The organism is Streptococcus mitis, assembly GCF_946190275.1.
In the GTDB taxonomy this organism is placed as follows: domain Bacteria; phylum Bacillota; class Bacilli; order Lactobacillales; family Streptococcaceae; genus Streptococcus; species Streptococcus mitis_DC.
This window is the reverse complement of record NZ_CAMHZQ010000038.1, coordinates 1-1,204: the sequence shown is the minus strand read 5'-3', so window position 1 is coordinate 1,204 and position 1,204 is coordinate 1. Positions and strand designations below refer to the sequence as shown.

2 protein-coding genes are annotated in these 1,204 nt (G+C 42.9%); both read left to right on the top strand.

Translation table 11 applies throughout. From position 1 onward, the window contains the following. Positions 1 to 103: 103 nt before the first annotated feature. The gene (locus tag N8M20_RS10105) at positions 104 to 565 is read left to right on the top strand and encodes a hypothetical protein (protein WP_261073574.1); all 462 of its coding nucleotides are present in this window, start codon (positions 104 to 106) and stop codon (positions 563 to 565) included. Next, entirely contained in the window at positions 555 to 1,031 is a 477-nt protein-coding gene (locus N8M20_RS10100) for a hypothetical protein (protein ID WP_261080500.1), read from the top strand. Before N8M20_RS10105 ends, N8M20_RS10100 begins: the two co-directional genes overlap by 11 nt. The last annotated feature ends 173 nt before the right edge of the window (positions 1,032 to 1,204 follow it).

Genomic DNA, 1,204 nt, shown 5'->3' with positions numbered 1-1,204 from the left:
TGTCGCACCAGTAGCTACAGTTTCTACGACAGCTACCGTGGCACCTACAACTGCAGAACCTCCTGCTACAACAGTTATATCTAACCAATAATGGAGGTGCTTTATGGACGTCTTACAATCAACAGAGCATTTCTTCATGAATGTGCTACCAGTTGCGACACCAATCGTCGTTGCTTGGTTAGGCTATAAAATGCCGAAGAAATCAAAGGAACTAACAGACCAAATCATTTCTGAATTGGACGATGTTAAAGGGAAAATCAAAGATGTCCAAGAAACTGCATGCGACAGCAACACCAAAATTGACGAAGTACAAGCCAAGCTTAAACTGCACGACGAAGCGCACCTTGTAACCATGAGGATGCGCCTTGATCGTGATATTCGCAGAGCTATCCGTCGTGGATTCACTACCAAGGATGAGTTCTATGTAGTAGAGAACATGCACAATAGCTATAAGGCTCTTGGTGGCAATGGCTACATTGACCACTTGTACAACAATTTTGAAGCGTTGCAGATTAGAGACGACATCTTAGTTGAAGATGAGAAAGGGGCGCAGAATGGTCTGTAATCTCAATACGACCAATCTTGCTCAAGTTGATGGCGGTTACCTCATCAAACAGGGTGATGTGGCTTCTACCTTTGGATTCGTCCTTTTGGACGAAGATTATCGAGCCGTCCCCTCTCTTGAGGGGGAGGTTGCGGTCATTAGTCTGACCATGGGCAAGTACCAATGGAAGAAGAGGGTGACTGTCACAAACTCAGGCGTGAATTTTAATCTGGATACTATCTTGCCAATTGGGAAATACCGCTTAGAGATTAGCGCTGGTGGGTATATTTTCCCAAGTGACAAAGAAACCCACATCAAGATAGTGGCTTCAGATAAGGAATTGGTCACAGAGGAAGTCCATGCTCTTAAGGAGCTGGATATAGCAAAGGAAGTTGAGAAACAACTTTCAGAAAAAACGGTAACAGATGGTGGAGTATGTCCGGAATTTCCCGATCTACTCTTCTTTTATAATATTGGAAAGGTATAGAAAAAAATGGAAACTACAAAATTAACAGAATTTGCCCGTACATTGGGAGAAGATAACAAACGAGTTAACGAAGAATTAAAAACCAAAGTTAGCACTTCAGCAATGACGCAGGCTATCTCACAAGCAGTCACTCAAGCTAAATCAGAAGTCAAAGCTGAAATCTTGGGTGAGTC